Source organism: Candidatus Njordibacter sp. Uisw_058, from assembly GCF_047730065.1.
Classification (GTDB): Bacteria; Pseudomonadota; Gammaproteobacteria; order Pseudomonadales; family Balneatricaceae; genus Njordibacter.
The window spans coordinates 949,544-967,500 of sequence record NZ_CP159829.1 but is presented as its reverse complement, the minus strand read 5'-3'; the positions used below and the strand labels follow the sequence as shown (position 1 = coordinate 967,500).

The 17,957-nt window shown below is 45.2% G+C and carries 14 protein-coding genes and 1 tRNA gene; 4 read left to right on the top strand and 11 right to left on the bottom strand.

The annotated features are described in order from the left end of the window. Positions 1-523: 523 nt before the first annotated feature. From ABXT59_RS04450 to pdhR, 3 genes are all read right to left on the bottom strand, one after another. Entirely contained in the window at positions 524-2,245 is a 1,722-nt protein-coding gene (locus tag ABXT59_RS04450) for a dihydrolipoyllysine-residue acetyltransferase (protein ID WP_443638001.1), read from the bottom strand. Between the two features lie 26 nt (positions 2,246-2,271). Continuing rightward, positions 2,272-4,932 (bottom strand): pyruvate dehydrogenase (acetyl-transferring), homodimeric type, encoded by a 2,661-nt coding sequence (gene aceE / locus ABXT59_RS04445; RefSeq protein WP_443637999.1) that lies wholly within the window; start codon positions 4,930-4,932, stop codon positions 2,272-2,274. A gap of 141 nt (positions 4,933-5,073) precedes the next feature. Next, entirely contained in the window at positions 5,074-5,829 is a 756-nt protein-coding gene (gene pdhR / locus ABXT59_RS04440) for a pyruvate dehydrogenase complex transcriptional repressor PdhR (RefSeq protein WP_443637997.1), read from the bottom strand. Between the two features lie 357 nt (positions 5,830-6,186). On the opposite strand from pdhR, the gene ABXT59_RS04435 reads away from it, so the two are divergent. Beyond that, complete coding sequence (locus ABXT59_RS04435; RefSeq protein WP_443637996.1) at positions 6,187-7,071, top strand: AEC family transporter; 885 nt, start codon at positions 6,187-6,189, stop codon at positions 7,069-7,071. Positions 7,072-7,138: 67 nt separating this feature from the next. Further along, positions 7,139-7,987, top strand: a complete 849-nt coding sequence (gene nadC / locus ABXT59_RS04430) for a carboxylating nicotinate-nucleotide diphosphorylase (protein WP_443637994.1) — start codon at positions 7,139-7,141, stop codon at positions 7,985-7,987. Here the strand turns inward: nadC and ABXT59_RS04425 are convergent. The 5 genes from ABXT59_RS04425 to ABXT59_RS04405 are packed head-to-tail and all read right to left on the bottom strand — an operon-like array spanning position 7,984 to position 14,163. Beyond that, the gene (locus tag ABXT59_RS04425; protein ID WP_443637993.1) at positions 7,984-9,042 is read right to left on the bottom strand and encodes an ABC transporter ATP-binding protein; all 1,059 of its coding nucleotides are present in this window, start codon (positions 9,040-9,042) and stop codon (positions 7,984-7,986) included. The genes nadC and ABXT59_RS04425 overlap by 4 nt on opposite strands. A 15-nt stretch (positions 9,043-9,057) precedes the next feature. Further along, positions 9,058-10,683, bottom strand: coding sequence for an ABC transporter permease (locus ABXT59_RS04420; RefSeq protein ID WP_443637992.1), 1,626 nt, complete (start codon positions 10,681-10,683; stop codon positions 9,058-9,060). Between the two features lie 12 nt (positions 10,684-10,695). Next, entirely contained in the window at positions 10,696-11,745 is a 1,050-nt protein-coding gene (locus ABXT59_RS04415) for a Fe(3+) ABC transporter substrate-binding protein (protein ID WP_443637990.1), read from the bottom strand. After that, positions 11,746-12,753: a sterol desaturase family protein gene (locus ABXT59_RS04410; RefSeq protein WP_443638545.1), complete on the bottom strand. Its 1,008-nt coding sequence runs from the start codon at positions 12,751-12,753 to the stop codon at positions 11,746-11,748. Between the two features lie 18 nt (positions 12,754-12,771). Then, positions 12,772-14,163 (bottom strand): DUF4856 domain-containing protein, encoded by a 1,392-nt coding sequence (locus tag ABXT59_RS04405; RefSeq protein WP_443637988.1) that lies wholly within the window; start codon positions 14,161-14,163, stop codon positions 12,772-12,774. Between the two features lie 215 nt (positions 14,164-14,378). Between ABXT59_RS04405 and ABXT59_RS04400 the strand changes: the two genes are divergently transcribed. Beyond that, positions 14,379-14,452, top strand: a tRNA-Arg gene (locus ABXT59_RS04400). A 62-nt stretch (positions 14,453-14,514) separates the two neighbouring features. Here the strand turns inward: ABXT59_RS04400 and ABXT59_RS04395 are convergent. Genes ABXT59_RS04395 through zigA form a run of 3 tightly spaced genes read right to left on the bottom strand, consistent with a single transcriptional unit; the run spans position 14,515 to position 16,849 of the window. Further along, positions 14,515-14,913 carry a hypothetical protein gene (locus ABXT59_RS04395; protein WP_443637987.1) on the bottom strand — a complete coding sequence of 133 codons (399 nt, stop codon included), beginning with the start codon at positions 14,911-14,913 and terminating at the stop codon, positions 14,515-14,517. Positions 14,914-14,939: 26 nt separating this feature from the next. Then, on the bottom strand, positions 14,940-15,644 hold the full coding sequence (locus ABXT59_RS04390; protein ID WP_443637985.1) for a DUF1826 domain-containing protein: 705 nt from the start codon (positions 15,642-15,644) through the stop codon (positions 14,940-14,942). Continuing rightward, positions 15,641-16,849 (bottom strand): zinc metallochaperone GTPase ZigA, encoded by a 1,209-nt coding sequence (zigA, locus tag ABXT59_RS04385; RefSeq protein WP_443637983.1) that lies wholly within the window; start codon positions 16,847-16,849, stop codon positions 15,641-15,643. Before zigA ends, ABXT59_RS04390 begins: the two co-directional genes overlap by 4 nt. Before the next feature lie 275 nt (positions 16,850-17,124). On the opposite strand from zigA, the gene ABXT59_RS04380 reads away from it, so the two are divergent. Beyond that, positions 17,125-17,925, top strand: coding sequence for a Bax inhibitor-1/YccA family protein (locus ABXT59_RS04380; protein WP_443637981.1), 801 nt, complete (start codon positions 17,125-17,127; stop codon positions 17,923-17,925). The last annotated feature ends 32 nt before the right edge of the window (positions 17,926-17,957 follow it).

Below are 17,957 nucleotides of genomic sequence, written 5' to 3'. Positions count from 1 at the left end.
GCATAAAAGCCAATATTAAATGAATTCACGAGTCGTCTGTTTGATCGTTGCCTCAACCTTATTCCGAAGAAAGGGTTCAGGTCTTATTGCCAATCCAACAAACGCCCACACGAATTACTTGATTAAATTGTTAAAGAGCGGTCGATTGAATGATTTGCCCTAAAGCAGTGCGCTCAACCGAGGTGACGTATTATACCGAAGTAATCCTCGCCGTCAATCGAAATGGTGTAAATAACCACTTTATTTCGATCCCTGACGCGTCCCTTAGGATTTTGCCAGACCTTTGTTTTACAAGGCCTTTTAACGACTCGCTTAAGGCGTGTCACAGGCCCCTTTAACAAGGGAGCGCCATTATATCCATCGCACGGCAAAGCACAAGCGGTTTAAGGCAATGAGGCCTAAAAAATTACCTAAAATATCACCTAGGCTGCACCAAAAGAGAGCAGGCACAGAAAAGGGCGCTTACGCGCCCTTGTTCAAACCACGCCTCAAACTCAATCCCTGGCCAAGTGTGAGACCAAAGTTACATCACTAAATGGCGAATATCACCCAACACTTTGGCTAAATATTGAGTAAAACGAGCCGCATCTGCGCCGTTTACAGCACGATGATCGTATGACAGGCATAAAGGCATCATCAGCCTTGGTTGAAACTCACTACCGTCCCAACGAGGCTGCATGTCTGCTTTGGACACCCCTAATATAGCCACCTCTGGTGTATTCACGATAGGCGTGAATGCAGTACCACCGATACCCCCCAGACTAGAAATAGTAAAGCAACCACCTTGCATGTCGGCTGGCATTAACTTTTTGTCTTTAGCCTTCGCCCCCATGACAATCACTTCTTCTGCCAATTGCCATATGGATTTCTGATCAACATCACGAATGACTGGCACCATGAGCCCTGCTGGTGTATCTACAGCGATACCAATATTGATGTAGTGCTTTTGCACGATGTGCTCGCCATCATTATCTAACGATACATTAAATTGTGGGTACTGACGCAAAGCCATGGCGCAGGCTTTAAGCATAAATGGCAAAGGTGTGACCTTGGTACCTTTTAGCTCTGCTTCTGCCTTTAAGCCTTTGCGAAACAACTCTAGATCAGTAATGTCCGCATGATCAAACTGAGTCACATGGGGTACATTAAGCCAACTACGGGTCATATTTTGCGCAGTAATGCGCTGCACCTTAGTCATTTTAATGCGATCTATACTGCCATACTGGCTAAAGTCGATAGCAGGGGGCTGCTCTATGCCGTGACCCTGCATAGACTGAGCCGCCGGCTGTTGCATTTTTTGCTTCACAAAAGCCTGTATATCTTCTTTTAATAACCGGTCTCTTGGCCCTGTGGCTGGCACCTTAGACAGATCCACACCTAATTCCCGAGCCAACATACGCACTGCAGGACCCGCATGGACCGTGCCAGTAGTGCCTGAATTAACTACTTCAGCTGCTGGCTCTACTTTAGCTACAATAACGTTAGTCGCCACACTTACATTAGGGGCTTGAGCAGCCTTAGGAGCCGCTACTGGAGTTTGGGCAACTGCTGGCACTGGTGCTAAAGCCTCTGAGGCAGCAGACACTGCTTTAACCTCAACCATAACTTCAGGCACAACTGCCTCAGCCGTACTTGCCAAAACTGCAATGGCATCACCCACATTAAGCTTGGCACCTTCAGCCACGTTAATCTGCAGCACAGTGCCAGCAAATTCAACAGGAATCTCCATCGAGGCTTTGTCAGTCTCAAGCACTATGAGACTATCTCCTTCAGCTAACTCATCGCCAACTTTAACGCTAACCTCAATCACCTCTACATCCACTGCGCCGCCTAAATCTGGCACCAGGGCCAATTGCTCTAACGCATGCTCTGACTCTGCCACAGGAGCTTGCACTGGCGCATCAGCGATCACAGCAGCCAAAGGTTCTACTGCCATTTCAACTTTAACTTGAACTTCAGCTTGAGCTAGAACTTGAGGCTCTGCCTCTTTACCTTTATCTGGCGTTGAGTCTGTTTCAATTTCCACCATGAGGTCACCTAAACTACAGGTATCACCTTCTTTTAATGCAATACTTTTAACGACTCCAGCAATTGATGCAGGAATTTCCATTGACGCTTTATCTGTCTCCACCACAACGATAGAGTCGCCCTCACTAATCACATCACCCACGGCGACGCAAATCTCGATGACCTCTACGTCTACTGCACCACCCATGTCTGGGACCATCATTTTACTTGTTGCCATGTCTCTGTCCTCGTCTCGTCAGCAGCTTAAAGGTGCACTGGATTTGGCTTATCACTGTCGATATTGAACTTTTTAATGGCCCGCGAAACCTCGCTCACCTTAATTGTGCCATCTTCTGCTAAGGCTTTTAAGGCTGCAACCACAATGTAGTAACGATTGACCTCAAAAAACTCTCGCAACTTTTCACGACTGTCACTACGACCATAACCATCGGTGCCCAACACCTTAAAATTAGCTGGCACAAACTCCCGAATTTGCTCGGCAAAAGCCTTAACATAGTCAGTAGCAGCGATGACTGGGCCTGAGTGGCCTGACAAACATTCTTCAACATAGCTTTGCTTTGGCTCTGCCTCAGGATGTAACATATTCCACCGGCTGACGTCCTGAGCGTTGCGCCCAAGCTCATTAAAACTTGTCGCACTCCAGACATCTGAACCTATATCGAACTCTGTTGCCAAAATGTCTGCCGCCGCTTCCACTTCTCTTAAAATGGTACCACTACCCATTAATTGCACACGCTTTTTAGCTTTCGACTTAATTTCATTTAACAAGTACATGCCTTTAACAATGCCAGCTTCACAGCCCACCGGCATATCCGGCTGATGGTAGTTTTCGTTCATCACGGTAATGTAGTAGAACTTGTTTTCTTTTAGCTCATACATACGGTGCAAACCATCTTGAATAATTACCGTTAGCTCGTACGCATAGGTCGGATCATAGGTCACACAGTTGGGTATGAGATTACCCATAATATGACTGTGTCCATCCTCATGCTGCAAACCCTCACCATTCAGAGTGGTACGGCCTGCTGTCGCTCCAATGAGGAATCCACGGGCCTGACTGTCACCCGCTGCCCAAGCTAAGTCTCCAACTCGCTGGAAACCAAACATCGAGTAAAAGATGTAAAACGGCACCATGGGATAATTATTATTACTGTAAGAGGTTGCACAAGCCAACCAGGCAGCCATTGCGCCTGCTTCGTTAATCCCTTCCTCTAAGATCTGCCCTGCCTGATCTTCACGGTAATACATCACTTGATCTGCATCATGGGGCACATACTTTTGCCCTTCCGCAGTATAGATGCCTAACTGACGGAACATGCCTTCCATACCAAAAGTACGCGCTTCATCTGGCACAATGGGTACCACACGCTCACCGATATCTTTGTTTTTAACCAGTGTTGTAAGGGTGCGAACAAACGACATGGTAGTCGAGATCTCACGCTTGCCACTGGACTTTAACTGACCAGCCAGAGAATCTAGCGTGGGTGTTTTTAAACTCTCAAAATCATTACGACGACTCGGTAAAACGCCTCCTAGGGCATCTCGTCTGGCGCGCATATACTTCATTTCGGGGGTATCTTGCGCTGGACGATAGTAAGGCACAGTTTTAATTTGATCACGGGTTAAAGGAATATTAAACCGTTGGCAAAAGCTTTCCATTTCGTCCATATCCAGCTTTTTCAAGGAATGAGTGGGGTTTTTGGCTTCGCCCGACTTGCCCATGCCATAACCTTTAACCGTTTGCGCCAAAATAACGGTGGGCTTACCTTCCGTATGAGTCGCCTCATGATAGGCCGCATAAACCTTATAAGGGTCGTGGCCACCACGGTTGAGCTTCATGATATCTTCGTCAGTATAGTCTGCCACCATAGCTAACAATTCTGGGTATTTGCCAAAGAAGTGCTCACGGGTGTATGCGCCACCCATGGCCTTATAGTTCTGTAACTCACCGTCTACCACTTCATTCATGCGCTGCTGCAATAATCCATGGGTGTCACGCTCTAGGAGTGGGTCCCAATGACGCCCCCAGATCACCTTAACCACATGCCAACCTGCGCCTCTAAATATGCCCTCAAGTTCCTGGATAATTTTACCGTTACCACGCACAGGGCCATCTAAACGCTGCAGATTGCAGTTGATGACAAAAATAAGATTGTCTAGCTTTTCACGCCCAGCAAGAGAAATACAGCCTAAAGATTCAGGCTCATCACACTCACCATCACCGATAAACGCCCACACCTTACGATCCGCATTATCAACCAAACCACGCTGTTGCTGATAGCGCATAATGTGAGCCTGATGAATCGCCTGCAGGGGCCCAAGCCCCATAGAGACCGTAGGGAACTGCCAATAGTCTGGCATTAACCATGGATGCGGATAGGAGGATAGTCCATTGCCACCCACTTCACGGCGAAAATTGTCCATCTGCTCATCGGTGAGACGGCCTTCCAAATAGGAGCGCGCATAAATGCCGGGAGAAATATGACCTTGGAAAAACACCAAGTCTCCCTCTTGTTTATCAGTGTTGCCGCGGAAAAAATGGTTAAAACCAATGTCATACAGAGTAGCTGACGAAGAAAAGCTGGCAATATGCCCACCCAGACCGTCATCATTATCATTAGCACGCATCACCATGGCCATGGCATTCCAACGAATTAAAGAACGTATACGACGTTCCATGAATAAGTCGCCGGGCATGCGCTGCTCTTCGCTTGGCGCAATCGTATTGACGTAAGGAGTAGTGAGCGAGTTATCTAGTTTAGCCCCCTGTAAACGGGCCTGCTCGCCAAGTTTGGCTAATATATATCGAGCACGTTCAGCGCCCTCGTTTTTAATCACTGATGTCAAAGCGTCCAACCACTCTTGTGTTTCAATTGGATCTACATCTGAAAGACTCTGTGTCACGTTTTTCCCCTATTCACTCATGCAAAAGCAACTTGTTTCTGCGCAACGAAAATTTTGTGTAGTAATACTACATTAATAACCAAAAAAATGCCAGTTTAGGTTACTAAAAATACCTATGAGTAAATATTTTACATTTAAAAATTATACCCCAGAACGCCTCATAGCGCGCTCTTGGCGAGTTGAAACTTTGCTTTGTTCAATAATAGCTTCTTTTACGAAGGTCAAGTGATCATGAGCCGCATTGCGTGCTTTTTCTGGATTTTCTCCAACAATAGTATCTAATAACACGCGGTGTTGGTCATGAATCACTTGCCGAGTGTCACGCTTGCGATACACACTTTCCAAGTTGGAATAAATGTTCTTATGCAGCAAAGTAAATAAAGAGCGCATGGTGTGCAATAACACGGCATTATGCGAAGCTTCGGCAATGGCCAAATGGAACTCAGCATCGGCTTTGGTTTCTTTCTCAAAAGACTTTTGATCATGAGCCGCTTGCAAATTGGCATAACAAGCTTGCAAGCGAGTTTTATCTGCTGGGGTGCAGCGCAGTGCAGCATAATAGGCCGACACCCCCTCTAAGGCATGACGAAATTCCAACAAGTCATATTGTGCTTCCGGATGCGTAGAGAAGAGCTCTGTTAATGGATCAGCAATGCTACTGCCAATTTTTTCAGACACGTATGAGCCTCCACCTTGACGACTTACAATGAGCCCCTTCGCCGATAGCTTTTGTAACGCTTCGCGCAGAGAAGGTCTAGACACTTCAAACTCAGTCGCAAGGGTTCGCTCCGGTGGTAATTGCTGCCCTGGTTTCAGGCTTCCCTCTAAAATCATAGCCTCTAGTTGCGCCATGATCACATCTGATATTTTGGGTTGTTTGACCTGTGGGTACGCCATAAACGCTTCCTATTAATACTGTCACATGGGTGTGAAATACGTTGCCGAAAGGCATTTTTTTTCAACACTATTGGTTTTCATTTTTCAGCAACATTGGTATTACCAATTACCAGTGAAATAAAAATAACCCGCTTATCCTACTTTGGTCAAGTTTTATGACCAATACAAGGCCACTGATGGCAGGTCTCGTGGTGAATGAGCGCCATTAGTTGTATCTGAACTAAACCCATGACCAATTATCCAAGGCTAAATATTCCCTGTATGATACCGACTTTAGTCACCCTACGGTGCTTGATAATTTACAACTATGGCCTATGCACCCACTTTAAGTTCACACACTAGGTAGTTTAGATATTTATGGATCAGAGCATTATTGAACGCGTTTTCGCCACTGTTTTTCCCCTTGTCGCTATCGCTACCATTGGCTATGGGTATGGCCGTTGGCGCAAGCCAGACCTAAAACTCATTAACCAAATCAACATGGAAGTGTTTGTCCCTTTATTGGTATTTGTGGTTCTTGCTGATCAATCAGTGCCCATTAGCCATCTTGGCCCCATGGCTGTTGGAGCCACTATTGTGGTGCTCGGTTCAGGCTTACTGCTGTGGCCTGTCATTGCCCTGTCTCCTTGGTCTACGAAGACCTTTATACCACCCATGATGTTTAACAACGTAGGCAACATGGGTATTCCGTTAATTTTATTGGCCTTTGGTGAAGAATTTTTAGCCATTGCTGTGGTGTGTTTTATTGTCGAAATGACCCTTCACTTTAGCTTAGGCATTTTTATGATCAACCCCAAAATGCGCTTACTAAGCCTACTTAATCAACCGGTAATGCTGGCAACTATTGCAGGCTTCTTAATGGCCCTTAGTGGCTTTCAACTGCCCAACAGTGTGCAGTTACCCATTGATATGCTGGGGCAAATTTGCATTCCTTTAATGCTCTTCACTTTGGGCATTCGTTTAACCAACATAGAATTTGACGATTGGAAAGTGGGTTTAGTGGGCGCCATTCTTTGCCCAGTTTCCGGCATTTTAATGGCCATAATGGCCCAGTTCTTCCTTAACCTTCCTCCTGAGCAATTTGCTGTGTTGGTTGTGTTTGGCGCTTTACCACCTGCGGTATTGAACTACATGGTGGCAGAACAATACCAACAAGACCCAAAAAGAGTGGCCTCTATCGTGCTTATTGGTAACTTAATGGCCTTGGTTAGTATTCCCATTACTTTATCCTTTGTGCTCTAAACCGACCTTAGGGGTGTGTTATAATTACGCCCTTTAAACCACAACATTTTAAGCGTGGAACGACCCCATGACCGATGACTTAAACCTCCATTTTCTGAAAGCTGATGTGCCCACCAACGTGAGTGCTGCTTTGTTAGAAGATGTGGGAGATGGCGATATTACCGCCCGGCTTATACCGGCCGATGAAAGCGCATCTGCAGCCGTTATTACCCGTGAAGATGCCACCATTTGTGGGGTGGATTGGGTCAATGAAGTGGCGCACCAAGTCGACCCCACTATCGCCGTTGACTGGATGGTAGCTGATGGTGACCAAGCTAAGGCTAATCAAGTATTGTTTCAAGCCCATGGTAATGCCCGCAGCCTGCTAACCTTTGAGCGCTGCGCCCTTAACTTTTTACAGTGTTTGTCTGGCACTGCCAGCATTGCGCATTATTACGCCAGTTTAGTGGCAGACACACCCGTGAGACTACTCGACACCCGCAAAACTATTCCTGGCTTACGCAAAGCCCAAAAATATGCCGTGGCTTGTGGCCAATGTTATAACCATCGTATCGGTTTGTATGATGCATTTTTGATCAAAGAAAACCACATTGCCGCCTGTGGTGGTATTGGCCCAGCCATTGCCACTGCACGATACCAAGAACCCACCAAACCCGTAGAAGTAGAAGTGGAAACCATGCCTGAATTACAGCAAGCGTTAGATGCTGGTGCAGATCGCATTATGCTGGATAATTTCACCTTGCAGGAGATGCGTGATGCGGTCAAGCTTGCCGCTGGCAAAGCAGAACTAGAGGCCTCTGGTGGAATTACTGAACAAACCTTGCGGCCTATAGCGGCGACAGGAGTCGACTATATTTCGATTGGTGCGCTCACCAAAGATTGCCGTGCCATTGACTTGTCGATGCGTTTTGTTTAAAACAGCATCAAGTGATCAAGGGACAGTTTAATACCAATTTCTTCACCAATTTCATGGTTATGATGAGAGTCTGCGAAGCAGGATAAGGTTTGATTGCCCGCAATTAATACGCGGTATAGAAAGTGAGTACCACGAAAGCGCTTACTTATAATGCGCCCTGTTATGGGGCTATCATCTAAATGCAACACGTCATCAGGCCGAATAAACACTTCGGCTTTATCTCCTGTGACAAAGCCATGAGCTCGGTCGCTGCACAAATGGCCAATGGGCGACTCAACACAGGTTTCGCTACTTACATTGCAGGCTAAAAAATCACCCTCGCCAATAAAGTCGGCCACAAAACGCCCGTCGGGCTTATGATAAATATTGTAGGCAGTGTCCCATTGCTCAATGCGCCCTTGGTTCATGACCGCCACATGATCAGCCATGGTAAAGGCTTCTGTTTGATCGTGGGTCACTAACAAACCAGGAATTTTTTCATGCCGCAAAATAGCACTCACTTCTGGCACTAACTCTTCTCGCAACATGGCGTCTAAACCAGAGAAGGGTTCATCAAGCAATAATAAACTGGGTTTAGGCGCTATGGCTCTAGCTAAGGCCACACGCTGCTGTTGACCGCCAGATAAGGCATGGGGATAGCGCTCTTGATAACCACTAAGGCCCACCAAATCTAATAATTCTTTCACCCGTTGGACTTGTTCAGCCTTGGGCCAGTGATGCAAGCCAAAAGCAATATTGGTAGCAATGTTAATGTGAGGAAACAAAGCGACATCTTGAAACACCATGCCTACATTGCGGGTTTCTGCCGGTAAGCAAAAATCGTCTTTAGCAAGGGTTTTGCCTGCCAAACTAATGCTGCCTGATTTTAACGGCACGAACCCCGCAATCGCTCTTAGCAAAGTAGACTTGCCACAACCACTAGGACCCAGCAAACAACCAATCTCACCCACAGCCACAGCCAAGCTTACATCGTGCACAATGTTGTGCTCGCCATAGGCTATATTTACCTTATCCACCAGCAAATGCTGATCTGTGTTATCGAAGGACATGGTCATCTAAACAGTCTCATATTAGTGGGGTCTGCGACGCGCAATAGACGCGTGTAACATTAATACAGGAATAAGCCCAACGAGTACAATCATAATGGAGGCTGGAGCCGCATCAACAAGACGCTCGTCTGAGGCTAATTCATAGGCCCGCACAGCCATGGTGTTAAAGTTAAAGGGCCGCAGTATTAACGTTGCTGGCAGTTCTTTAAGCACGTCTACAAATACAATGAGCACCGCCGTAAGTATGGAACTGCGCATTAAAGGCACATGGATTTTACGCAATATGTCTAATGGGCTATGACCCATTGAACGACCCACATGATCTAAACTGGGCTTAATCTTCTCTAAGCCAGACTGCACACTGCCAACAGCTACCGCCAAAAAGCGCACCGTATAGGCAAACAGTAAGGCCACCAAACTACCCGACAATAATAGCCCTGGATTGTCCCAGCCCAAGCTGCCAAAAATATCTATTAACCTGTGGTCTAGCCATGCTAAAGGAATTAAAACCCCGATCGCTATGATCGTGCCCGGTAAAGCATAACCAAAGCCTGCCATCGCAAGCACTGTGCGCACAGGCTTAATGGGTTTAGTTCTTTTTGCATAGGACAAGATAATGGCCAATATGACGGCAATGATGGCTGCCAAAAAAGCCAAGCTAAACGAATTCCAGGCAAGGCCAACAAAGTCCCAGCCAAGGGGTTCTGCCTCGAACACAGCCCATAGTAATAGTTGCGTTGCAGGGGTAATAAAACCAAACATCAAAGGCGAAAAACAAATCACATAGGCCATAATCGCCTTGCTACCTGATAAAGGAATTAAGTCGGCACGGGCACGAGATTCTGCTGCTGAATGATAACGGGCTCGGCGTCTAGAATAACGCTCTAGCAAAACTAATAAAATCACAAAAGCTAATAAGCTAGCTGCCAATTGAGCTGCTGCTGCGGTATCACCATAGCCATAAAAGGTTCTAAAAATGCCCGTGGTAAAGGTGCTAACCCCATAATATTGCACCGTGCCATAATCTGCTAAGGTCTCCATTAGAGCGAGTGACAAACCTGCAATAATGGCAGGCCGAGCCATGGGCAACGCTAACTTCCACAACGCCTGCCAGCGGGAGTAACCTAAACTGCAACCCACTTCAATACTACTCACGGACTGTTCTAAGAATGCAGCCCTAGCCAATAAATATACATAGGGGTACAACACCAGTGACATCATGATGATGGCACCACCTAAAGAGCGGATTTCAAAGAACCAATAGGCGCCATAACTCAGCCCTGTAAGGTCTCTAATCCAGGTTTGTACCGGCCCTGCAAAGTCTAACAAGCCAGAATAAGTGTAGGCAATGATGTAAGCCGGCATGGCTAGGGGTAGCAACAAGGCCCAACTGAGCCAACGACGCCCAGGAAAACTGCACATGCTCGTTAACCAAGCCGTGGGCACGCCAAGCAGGATGACGCCCGTTCCCACGCCTAGTAGAAGTAGCAATGAATTGATTAGATAGTCGTTGAGCACCGTATCAAGCAGATGCTGCCATAGGGCGCCATCTGCTTGCACTAAGTAACTCACAATAATAATCACCGGAAGCGATATGAATGCTGCGATTACAACAGCAAAAATACTCAATCCATGGCTTCTAAACATTTATAACATTACCTATCTCCAACCGGCGCGATCCATCAATTGAACCGCTTGTCGATTGTTCTGACCTAATATTTCCAAAGCAATCGGGTCCATCTTGTAAGGACCGAACCCTTCAAGGGCTGGTGAAATGGCTACACCTTGTACCACAGGATATTCATTATTAATGTCTGCATACCAAGCCTGTGCCGGAGCCGACGCTAAATATTCAAGCAATGCTTGCGCTTGCTCTGGGTGTTTGCCGTATTTAGTAAAGCCGGCACCACTTACATTAAAGTGTGCACCGCGCCCCACTGACCCTTCACCACTTTGGTTAGGCCAAAAGACCGACAACTTACTCGCCAAAGCTTTATCAGCAGGCTTACTACTATTAATTAACCGGCCTAAATAATAGGTGTTAGCGATGGTTACATCACACACCCCTGCAGCCACTGCCTTTAGCTGGTCAGTATCACCACCTGATGGTGCCTTTGCAAGATTATTTACCATACCTTGCATCCATACTTGGGTGGCCGCTGGGCCTATGGCATCGATAGTAGCAGCGACCAGAGACTGATTATACACAGATTGTGAAGATCTTAAGCACAGGCGACCTTTCCATTGAGCGTCTGCTAAAGCTTCATAGGTAAAAAACTCGTCAGGATTGACTCGTTCTTTAGCATAAATAATAGGCCTTGCTCTGAGTGTGAGGCCATACCAGTAGCCTTCAGAGTCTCTAAGCTCTATCGGTATACTTTGCTCAAGCGCAGGTATCGATACGGGCTTAAGCATGCCCGACTCTTTGGCCCGATGTAAACGACCGGCGTCTACCGTAATAAAGAGATCTGCAGGGGTCGCACTACCCTCAACTTGCAAGCGCTTTAACAAGGCATCTGCCTTGCCCGTAATAAGGTTGACTTGAATGCCGGTGGCAGCAGTAAAATCGTCTAGCAAAGGCTTAATTAAGGCTTCTTTGCGGGCTGAATACACATTGACGATGCCTCCAGCTTGGGCCGTTGTAGCAGAAAAGAAAATAGCAGCAACAACGGGTAATAAAAAGGTATTAATAGGATTTAAAGGAATCATTTATTCTTGCTCACTGGTTACGTTTTTTGTGTTGACAGTAATAATTAGGCCTAACTTTTTGCTCCTAAAGTAGCACCAACAGTTTTTGAAGGGCTTCCAATACAAGGTTGATAATTGGTGTTCTTTGGACTTTTGACCACTTAAACCAAAAGTTAACTTCTGTTTGCTCGATCCAAACTCCAGGGTGTTACCCATCCGATCCCACAGGGCAATAAATGCACCAAAATTTTTATCCCAATGCTGGCGTGCTTGAGAATGGTGTATTTGATGCTGCGCTGGGGAAATAAGCCACCGTTCTAGGGTTTTTCCATAACTAATGGGCACAGGTGAATGTCGTAAATTAGACCCCAATATATTTAACACGGCGGTCACTGCATTAGCACCCAACAGACTAAGCAAGGTCACTCGATCAGCAAATACAAACACAAACACACCAATCAGTAAGCCCTGCACTAAGGCACTGCGCAGGCCAAACAATAAACCTTCAATAGGATGCGTGCGCAGCACCGTAAAAGGCGTTAAGCTTTCTGCGGTGTGGTGTACTCGATGAAAGGCCCATAAAACAGGCCAACGATGCATCAGGCGATGCAGATAATAACGACTTGCGTCATCAACTACAAACAAACATGAGGTAAAGATGACAGAGACCCAAAAAGTGGATATATCAGACGGCCATAGGGGCCGTGTGACCCAATCAGTTAACGCATAAAACAAGGTAGTCGCAAGAGCTAACTTACTTAACATCAGCGGGCTCAAAAGCAACATGATGGGCTGATTAATGAACATCATCTGATAATCAGATCGACTCGAATTAGACCACCAGATTTTACGCTGAAAAAGCCAACGTAAAGCGCCCACAAAATTGAGCCTGCGTTCCCACATCAGCCAAACAACAGCGATGATAGCAGCACTCAACATGTAGCCAAAAAAAACGCGTTTACTACCCTGGCTGACTAATCCCCTAAATTCTGAAAGCCAAGATAGTAAAAACTCAAACAACCATTCCATGGTCAATTAAATAGACATCTAGTCATTTTCTGCAGCCATGGAAGCACCCAGACTGTCAACAAGTTTGGCTAAGTTTGCCGTCATGTCTTTACTCCGAGCCTCAACACCAAAGCTGTCAACCATCAGCTTTTGAACCTTGATCATTTGCACTTGATACTCTCCCATACTGATCGATGGACTCTGCACAAACTCACCATTAACCAAGCCAGTTACCTGAGTATTACCTAACAATATTGGACTGTAACCCAATAACCTGTTGAGCTTCACCCCAGCCTCTCCTAGATTAACACCACCAGCTTCCAGAGCTAACGCAAAGCCCTTTAACTCACCCCAGTGTTTCACATAGTTCCGGTAGGCTTTAGCTGCATCACCATTAGCTTCAATGATGGTCTCTAGCTTTTCTATATCCCCATAAACAGAACCTGCATACTTGAAGACCGATTCAGCAATAACTCGCTGCCAATGAGTCTTAATGACTTGAGCATAGCCCATTAGTTCGCTTCGCTGAGCGTCCGTAAGTGCTTCACCATTGGCTGAGGTGATCAGCTTACGGCCGTCAATAAACGCTTGAACGATGGTATGAAGATACTTAGTTTTGCCACCTTTATCGAAAGATGCCGCATAGTATGCATGGGCGTATGCCATTTCAGTGACCAAAGAAACCTTGCCATCTCCGTTATGGTCTGCTTTTGCAAAACTGTCTGATTTTTGCTTAGCAATGCCATACACTTCTTCAGCTGTCAGCGCTAAAGTGTGAGCTGGGGCGCCAAAATAACCAAAGGCTTCGTCCCAAACGTGCTCTTTACCCGTATAAGGCTTGCCTTCCTTGTACGCTTTACTATTAGGATTAACATCCGCCGCTAGTTTTTCATCTAAGTAGTTATCGACCGCTTGGTTGTAAAATACCGCACCCATAGCGAATTTAGAAAACAATTGGGTGTAGTCATAACCTGTTAAGGGATCAAAGCCTTTTTCTGTAGCCGCCGCTTTTTCTAGCATTAACTCCAGTAACTCTGCACCCGTCAGACTACCAGGCATGCCAGAAATTAGACCTTTATAGGCTTTGCCAGACAAATTTTTGCCTTTTGAAATCTTGTCTACGTGAGTTTGAAGCATTGGAAAACCGTCTTTTGATACGGGATCAATAATTTTACGCCCTTCGTCCTTGCCACTAAAGTAAGCTTTAGTTTGCTCTAAACTAGCGCCTTTAGACACCAACTTTTTAGCTGAATTATGCAGTGTATGACGAGCAATCTGACCAGTGTAGGCCTCAGAATGGGTCTTAGTGCCAGTGTAGTTTTTTACCGTAATAGGAAAGTCAGCATAGATTTCTGCGTGGGCTCCTGCCTGAGCTTGGCCACTTAGGACAAAGCTCGCTGCAACAGCAATTGAAAGAAGTGTTTTGTTCATGTGTTTTCTCTGATTAAAGTTTATTAAAGTTTAAGTTCGTCTGGATTAAACACATAATAAACAAACTTTATACGTAATGCAAATCATTCTTATTTAGATTAGCATAACTTTTAGCATTTCCTTAAATCAGATTAAAAAACAACATTATTTACACCATTTACAGCCCTTTCTAGTACCCTTAAAATTCACGACCTGTTAGAATGCTCGCCGACAAAGTCCCAGTAGCTCAGCTGGATAGAGCAGCCGCCTCCTAAGCGGCAGGTCGGAGGTTCGACTCCTCTCTGGGACGCACCTGATTTTTTGCTTGCTCCACTTCTTGTGGGGCACACGCACATGCAACACGTTGTTTCTTTAAATTATCACTTCAATCTCTAGTTCTGGCCTAACTAAGTCACCAGCTATCATCGGCAGGTAATGTGGCTTTGCCAATATAGGATCTAGCGAACGCACACTAATACTGCGGTTAATGGTGCGCACGAATTGGCCATTAGCAACTGAGATAGTAAGGTTATACATGCCTGGTTTATTAAAAATAGGTATCTGCATGCGGGCTTTTGTATCGGCTAAAAACACTTTTTGCTGCTTAAACACTTCTTTATAGTCATCATCAATGGTGACATTAAGCATAAAGCTCTGCAGCTGCTCTGCAGACAATAGATCGACTCTTTCATTAGTAAGTTGTACGTCAATGTAACTGCTGTGCCCTACTTTTATATTGCGCAAAAATGATATTATTTTGTTTACTTGCATTTTTAACTTTTTTTTAGCAATAATATTTAATCATTAATAAAGTCAAGTGTGAGTAATAAACGACGTTCATTTATTAAACCTTGTCCCTGAACTGGCGAGCGGTGCACTAAGCCTGCACCTTCATTATCCTGCCAAAACTCACCTTTGAGCAATGCAACATCACCCTGGTTCAGTTGCCGAATATCATCAATACTCTGAAAAAGGCCCGATTGTTCATCTGATTTACCTTGGTTACCCGCACCTAGTTTACTGCGGTCAACCAATTGATGAGGGACCCACTCTGTTGCAACACCATGAAATGTTGTCACAAGTCGACATGGAATTCGATCAAAGTGAAACCTGGGGCACATCGCACGATCAAGCGCAGTTAATCGTAAGCCAGCCTTTTTAAGGTCAAAAACACAGCAAAACATATCCACCAATAGTGTTATGTCATTACTTAACACCTTTACGGCGTCAGACTCACCAAGCGCTTTACAAAGCTTAGAGTGGACACTTGTTGCTGTCACTACCTCTGCAATTTCTAATCTTGTATGCGTCTTTAAAATCTCATTCGCAGCCCATACCAGTTGGTCAGACAATTTACGTTGCCATATTGCAATATTGATGTCATCTCGATAAATATCAGAAAATACTGCCGGTTCGTGACTTTCACTGGCATGCCTGATGAGCATTTCGGGTAAGGCAATGCACTTAAATTGAGGCTCATTCATAGCTGTTAATGCACTCATGTGTCTTCACTCCATGAAGGAAATGGATCACTTAGTGTTGCCCAGTAAGTTTTTCCTTTTAATAATTCATAATCTGACAACAAGCATTCGTTGAGTGCATGAATCATAGCGGTTTGATCAAGTTGCTGGCCAATAAACACTAATTCTTGACGCATATCACCAAATGGCTCAACCCAGTGCTGCTGTATTGCGTTCAATGACTCTGCATCAGTAGGCCAGTCTTTTTTAGGCGTAGATTTCCAAAACATCGCCCCAAAACCATAGCGAGCAATGCCACCCGCCTGATTCCATTGCCCTGCAAATTGGGGACGAGATGCCAACCAAAAGTACCCCTTGGAGCGAATTAATTTGCCAAATTTCTCCGTGTCGTGAAGAAAGCGATGAAACTTTTCGGGATGAAATGGACGGCGGGCAAGAAAACTAAAACTGCTAATGCCATATTCTTCAGTTTCAGGAACGTGTTCACCGCGCAATTCCATAAGCCATCCCGGCGCATTCTGAGCACGTTCAAAATCGAACAAACCAGTACTCAGCACTGCATCAATATCAACTTGACCTGCAACGATAGGGATGATTCGGGCATGGGTATTAAGGGTTTTGAGTATTGCTTTTAAGCGCTCAATATCCACCTTATCAGCCAGGTCAGTTTTGCTAATGAGGATGACATCAGCAAATTCCACTTGATCAACCAGTAAATCAGAGACACTACGTTCGTCTTCTTCTCCTAAGGATTCTCCTGTTTCTTGTAAGGAAAATGCCTCTTCGTAATCATTTAAAAAATTCACCGCATCAACAACGGTAACCATAGTGTCCAGTGTTGCTACATCTGATAATGAGATACCGTCCTCGTCAGCAAAAGTAAAGGTTTCGGCTATAGGCAATGGCTCAGAAATACCCGTCGATTCAATCAATAAGTAATCAAAGCGTCCATCTTTTGCCAACTCGGTAACCTCTAGCAAAAGATCTTCGCGTAATGTACAACAAATACAGCCATTACTCATTTCAACAAGTTTTTCATCGCTGTGGTTGAGAGAGACTTCGTTTGCAACCATGGCTGAATCGATATTAACTTCACTCATATCATTAACGATCACAGCCACTTTTTTACCTTGGCGATTGTTCAATATATGACTGAGTACCGTAGTTTTTCCTGCACCAAGAAATCCTGATAAAACAGTAACTGGCAACTTATTATTGTGAAGCATGAAAACACTCTCTATATTTATTACTGGCCTTGATCTGAAGATCCTTCCATATAGTGTAATGTTATAACATAACATATAATTAATAAAGAATTATAAATCTCTAAAGCTTTATACTAAAAAATGAGGCACTCTCTTCGAGAAAATATTTTTGTCCAACAATATTGGGTTGGCAAGCTTATTCGGCTATGATTGCTGTAAGCTTTAATCGACCCTAGCATCTAGCACATTGAAGCGCTTGGGGTGAAATTTTTGTTAGAAACCTAGGGATTAAATATATGTCAAATCATAGAGCGCTGCAGATGTTCGGTCGTTCAGGAAACCCAGCACTGAGGGCAGACACGTTCAGTAAGAGTGCCCAGTCATCATCACCAGCAGGTGGCATTCAATCAACGTCGTCACAAACCATGACTCTGCAAGGGACGGTGAACAAGACTGGTATCTTACTGGCGTTGGTGGTGTTGTCAGCGTCTTGGACCTGGAACCTGTTCTTTGAAAGTGGTAACGCAGGATCTGTGATGCCGCTTGCAATTGGTGGTGCGATCATGGGCTTTATATTTGCCCTGGTGACTATATTTAAAAAGCAGTGGTCTGGTATAACAGCGCCCCTGTATGCTTTATCTCAGGGCCTTTTTTTGGGGGCCATCTCGGGCATCTTTGAGATGCAATATCCAGGTATTGTGATCCAGGCGGTAGGTTTGACGCTGGGGACTCTTGCATCATTGTTGTTCCTTTACAAAACTGGCATCGTTAAGCCCACAGAAAATTTTCGCTTGATGGTGACTTCAGCCACCATGGGGATTGGTGTGCTCTATTTGGTTAGTATGCTGATGAATATGTTTGGTTCTGGCGGCATAGGATTTATTCACTCAAACGGTTTATTTGGTATTGGCTTTAGCCTGTTTGTCGTCGCCATTGCCGCGCTTAATTTAGTGTTGGATTTCGATTTCATTGAACAGGGTTCAGAGATGGGCGCCCCCAAATATATGGAATGGTTTGGTGCTTTTTCTTTGATGGTGACGCTAATATGGCTCTATCTTGAAATGCTCAGGCTACTCGCTAAACTGAGAAGTCGCTAGTGGATGCCAATACATTAGTCTTTGGCTCCATG

What these genes read in the sequence shown, in the direction of transcription:
- ABXT59_RS04450 (WP_443638001.1), bottom strand. Translation starts at nt 2,245, where the DNA reads ATGGCAACAAGTAAAATGATGGTCCCAGACATGGGTGGTGCAGTAGAC.
- ABXT59_RS04415 (WP_443637990.1), bottom strand. Translation starts at nt 11,745, where the DNA reads ATGATTCCTTTAAATCCTATTAATACCTTTTTATTACCCGTTGTTGCT.
- pdhR (WP_443637997.1), bottom strand. Translation starts at nt 5,829, where the DNA reads ATGGCGTACCCACAGGTCAAACAACCCAAAATATCAGATGTGATCATG.
- ABXT59_RS04380 (WP_443637981.1), top strand. Translation starts at nt 17,125, where the DNA reads ATGTCAAATCATAGAGCGCTGCAGATGTTCGGTCGTTCAGGAAACCCA.
- ABXT59_RS04435 (WP_443637996.1), top strand. Translation starts at nt 6,187, where the DNA reads ATGGATCAGAGCATTATTGAACGCGTTTTCGCCACTGTTTTTCCCCTT.
- zigA (WP_443637983.1), bottom strand. Translation starts at nt 16,849, where the DNA reads ATGCTTCACAATAATAAGTTGCCAGTTACTGTTTTATCAGGATTTCTT.
- ABXT59_RS04425 (WP_443637993.1), bottom strand. Translation starts at nt 9,042, where the DNA reads ATGACCATGTCCTTCGATAACACAGATCAGCATTTGCTGGTGGATAAG.
- ABXT59_RS04420 (WP_443637992.1), bottom strand. Translation starts at nt 10,683, where the DNA reads ATGTTTAGAAGCCATGGATTGAGTATTTTTGCTGTTGTAATCGCAGCA.
- ABXT59_RS04390 (WP_443637985.1), bottom strand. Translation starts at nt 15,644, where the DNA reads ATGAGTGCATTAACAGCTATGAATGAGCCTCAATTTAAGTGCATTGCC.
- ABXT59_RS04395 (WP_443637987.1), bottom strand. Translation starts at nt 14,913, where the DNA reads ATGCAAGTAAACAAAATAATATCATTTTTGCGCAATATAAAAGTAGGG.
- nadC (WP_443637994.1), top strand. Translation starts at nt 7,139, where the DNA reads ATGACCGATGACTTAAACCTCCATTTTCTGAAAGCTGATGTGCCCACC.
- ABXT59_RS04405 (WP_443637988.1), bottom strand. Translation starts at nt 14,163, where the DNA reads ATGAACAAAACACTTCTTTCAATTGCTGTTGCAGCGAGCTTTGTCCTA.
- ABXT59_RS04410 (WP_443638545.1), bottom strand. Translation starts at nt 12,753, where the DNA reads ATGGAATGGTTGTTTGAGTTTTTACTATCTTGGCTTTCAGAATTTAGG.